Origin of the sequence: Streptomyces atratus (assembly GCF_014648655.1) — a bacterium.
In the GTDB taxonomy this organism is placed as follows: Bacteria; Actinomycetota; Actinomycetes; order Streptomycetales; family Streptomycetaceae; genus Streptomyces; species Streptomyces atratus.
On the sequence record NZ_BMRN01000131.1, the window covers coordinates 1 to 3,969 of the forward strand.

2 protein-coding genes are annotated in these 3,969 nt (G+C 72.1%); both read right to left on the reverse strand.

Annotation, left to right across the window (positions count from 1 at the left end; all coding sequences use genetic code 11):
* The coding region (locus tag IEZ15_RS43505; RefSeq protein ID WP_229846589.1) for a beta-ketoacyl synthase N-terminal-like domain-containing protein at window positions 1–257 on the reverse strand (257 nt) is incomplete at its 3' end.
* Window positions 258–264: 7 nt separating this feature from the next.
* The coding region (locus IEZ15_RS43510; RefSeq protein ID WP_189282455.1) for a type I polyketide synthase at window positions 265–3,969 on the reverse strand (3,705 nt) is incomplete at its 5' end.

Genomic DNA, 3,969 nt, shown 5'->3' on the forward strand with positions numbered 1-3,969 from the left:
GGCTCCGGATCGTACAGACCCTCCACATCCCACCCACGGTCCACCGGAAACGCCGACACACCGTCCCGGCCCTCCACCAGCAGATCCCACAGATCATCCGGAGAACCCACACCACCCGGATAACGACACGCCATCCCCACCACCGCAATCGGCTCGGTGGCGTCGCTGGTGAGCTGGTCGTTGCGGGAGCGGAGTCGTTCGTTCTCCAGCATGGATGCGCGGAGTGCGGCGACCAACTGCTCAACTGATGCTTCCATGATGTCCTCAGCCCTCACTACGGTTCGCGTCGGCGGACGCGAGCGCGGCGCGCACCAGGTCGTCGACGTCCATGGTCCTGATCGCTTCGCCGGCCTGAGCTGCTTCGCTCTGAGGCGCCGGGGTCCCGGGGCCGGTGGGTTGCGCGGCGCCCGACGGGCCGACGAGCTTCAACAGCGCGTCGAGCAAACCGGCCTCGCGCAGCGCGGCGACGGGGATGGCGGCCAGTGTCTGCCGGATCTCCGTGTCGCCCGGCCCCTGCGGTGTCCCGTGGCCATTCTGTGCGACGCCGGCCGTGTCGGGGATGGCCTCGTCGATGCCAAGCGGCAGTTCGTCGAGGAGGAAGTCCGCCAGCACCTGCGGGCTGGGGTAGTCGAACATGAGCGTGGCCGGCAGCCGCAGTCCGGTGGCCTTCTGCAGGCGGTTGCGCAGGTCGATCGCGGCGAGCGAGTCGAGGCCCAGCTCGGTGAAGCCCTTGGACACATCGATCGTGGCCGGGACGCTGTGGCTGACTCCGGCGACCTCTGCGCGGACGACGTCGAGGACGGCGCGCTTGCGTTCCGCCGCCTTCATCCCGGACAACCGCTGCTCCAGGGGCAGTTCGGTGACAGGGGCGGCGATCGCGGTGACAGCGGGTGCACGCACCTCCTTGCGAGGGGCCGGCCGGGCCGGTGCGCCGAGGACGTCCTTGAGGAGCAGTGGTGGTTCGGCCGTGGTGCGCTCGGCCGGCTCCACCCGGATCGGAACGAGGACCGCTTCGTCGAGGGTGAGTGCCTCGTCGAAGAGGGCGAGCCCGTCGGCGGTGGGCAGGGCCGGCATGCCCAGGGTGCGCATCCGTCGCAGGTCGGCGTGGGTGACGCCGCCACCGAGGCCGGTCCGGGTCTCCCACAGTCCGAAGGCCAAGGAGGTGGCGGGCAGTCCGGCTGCGCGGCGGTGGGCGGCGAGGGCGTCGAGGAACCGGTTGGCCGCGGCGTAGTTGCCCTGTCCGACCCCGACCACGAGGCCGGCGCAGGAGGAGAAGAGGATGAACGCCTTCAGGTCCAGGTCACGGGTGGCTCGGTGCAGATGCCAGGCCGCGTCCGCCTTGGAGCGCAGTACAGTGTCGAACTGTGCGGGGGTGAGGGAGCCCACCAGGGCGTTGTCCATGGTGGCCGCCGCGTGGACCACGGCGGTCAGTGGGTGTCCGGCGGGCACCCTGCCGAGCAGTTCGTCCACGGCTGCCCGGTCGGCCACGTCGCAGGCGGCGATGGTGACCTGGGCGCCGAGCGCGTGCAGTTCGTCCCGGAGCGCGGTGGCGCCGGGGGCGTCCGGACCTCGTCGGCCGGCCAGCAGCAGGTGGCGTACGCCGTGCTGTTCGACCAGGTGGCGGGCGACGACGGCACCGAGCCCGCTGGTGCCGCCGGTGATCAGCACGGTACCGGTCGGGTCCCAGGGCAGGGGGTGCGTGGGCGCTGCGGCGGCCATGCGGGCGAGACGCAGTACGCGTACTTCGGCCCCGCGGAGGACGGCCTCGGGTTCACCGGAGGCGGCCACGGCGGGCAGGGAGTCGCGGGCCGTCGTCGATCCGTCGGTGTCGACGAGGACGAACCTGCCCGGGTATTCCTCCTGGGCTGAGCGCAGCAGCCCCCACACCGGTGCCTGGGCGAGGTCCACGGCTGTGGTGTCGGCGTCCGTGACGGTGACGGCGTTGCGGGTCACCACAAGGAGGCGGGCGGATGCGTACCGTGCGTCGGCGAGCCAGGTCTGCACCGTGTCGAGGACGTGTCCCGTCACGGCCCGGACGGCGGCCGGGAGGTCGGCGCCGTCGGCGGACGGGACGGGCAGCAGGACCACATCGGGGACCGGGGCTCCGTCCTCGACGGCTGCGCCGAGCGCGGAGAGGTCCGGGTAGGTGGTGAACGAGGTGTCGGCCCCTGCGGTGAGGATGCCGTGGGGGTCGCTGCCGACGACGGCCCAGCGGTCCGTGGACGCGGTGGCCGCGGCGCCGAGCGGCAGTTGCTGGGAGACCAGGTGGAACATGGCTTCGCGTTCGCCACCTCCGGCGGCAGCGGCGGCGTTGACCTTCGCCGCGGTGACGGGGCGCACCACGAGGGATTCGATGGTGGCGACCGGTGTGCCCTGCGGGTCGGCGAGTTCGAGCCGTACCGCGTCGGAGCCCTGGGAGCGGTGGGACTCGACGGCGGTGATACGGACGCGCAGTCGGGAGGAGCCCGCGGCGTGCAGGGTCACTCCGGACCAGGCGAAGGGAAGTTGGGTTCCGCCGACATCCTGCGGCCGTCGCCCGTCCATGAAGTCGGTCGCGCTCAGGGCCGCGTCGAGGATGGAGGGGTGGATCCGGAAGTCGGCGCCGACGGCGAGGGAGTCCTCGGGCAGGGAGACCTCGGCGAATGTCTCCTTGCCGCGGGACCAGATGCCGCGCAGGCCACGGAACATGGGCCCGTAACCGTAGCCCTGGCCGGTGAGGTAGTCGTAGACCCCGTCGATGTCGACGGGGGTGGCTCCTTCGGGCGGCCAGACGGTGGTGTCGAGTCCGAACGGAGCGGCGCTCGCGGACTCCTTGTCGCCGGGGGCGAGTACGCCACTGGCGTGCTTGCTCCAGGAGTCGCCGGCGGGGGCGTCGGCGGCCCGGGAGTACACGTTGAGCGAGCAGCGTCCCTCCGCGTCCGGTGCGTCGACGACGACCTGGACGGCGATTCCGCCGTGCGGCGGGAGCGGCATCAGGGCCTCGATGGTGAGTTCCTCGACCACATCGCAGCCGACCTCCTCACCGGCCCTGATCGCCAGCTCCACGTACCCGGTGCCGGGCAGGAGGACGGTGCCGAGGACGTCGTGGTCGGCGAGCCAGGGGTGGGTGCGGATCGAGAGGCGTCCGGTGAGTACGACGCCGCCTGCCTCCGGGGAGGTGACGACAGCGCTCAGGAGCGGGTGCGCGGCGGCGGTCTGGCCGAGGCTCGTCACGTCGCCGGTGTCGGCGGGGGGTGCGTCGAGCCAGTACGTGGTGCGGTCGAAGGCGTACGTGGGCAGTTGGACGCGTTGTCCGCCGCGGCCGTCGAGAATGTCGCCCCAGCGGGGCGCCGAGCCGGCGACGTGCAGCCGGGCGACGGCGGCGAGCAGGGTGGCGACCTCCGGGTGGCCCTTGCGCAGGGCCGGTACGGCGAGCGCTTCCGCAGGCAGGTAGGAGGACGACTCGGCGAGCGCGGTGAGCACGGCGTCGGGGCCCAGTTCCAGGAACCGGTTGACGCCTTCGGCGGCCAGGTGACGGACGCCGTCGGCGAAGCGGACGGCTTCGCGCACGTGGGTCACCCAGTAATCGGGTGAGGTGAGCTGTTCGGCGGTGGCGGCGGTGCCGGTCACGTGGGAGACCACGCGGAGGGTCGGAGTGCCGTACGAGATGCGCTCCGCGACCTCGCGGAACTCCGCGAGCATGGGGTCCATCAGCGGGGAGTGGAACGCGTGCGACACGGTGAGCCGCTTCGTCCTGCGCCCCAGCCCCGCGAAATGATCCGCGACCCGCAGCACCCCCTCCTCCGCACCCGACACCACCACTGACGACGGACCGTTCACCGCCGCGAGCCCCACCTCATCCGTCAACAACGGCAGCACCTCAGCCTCCGCCGCCTCAACCGCCACCATCAACCCACCCACCGGCAACGCCTGCATCAACCGACCACGCGCCACCACCAACTCCGCCGCATCCCCCAACGACAACACCCC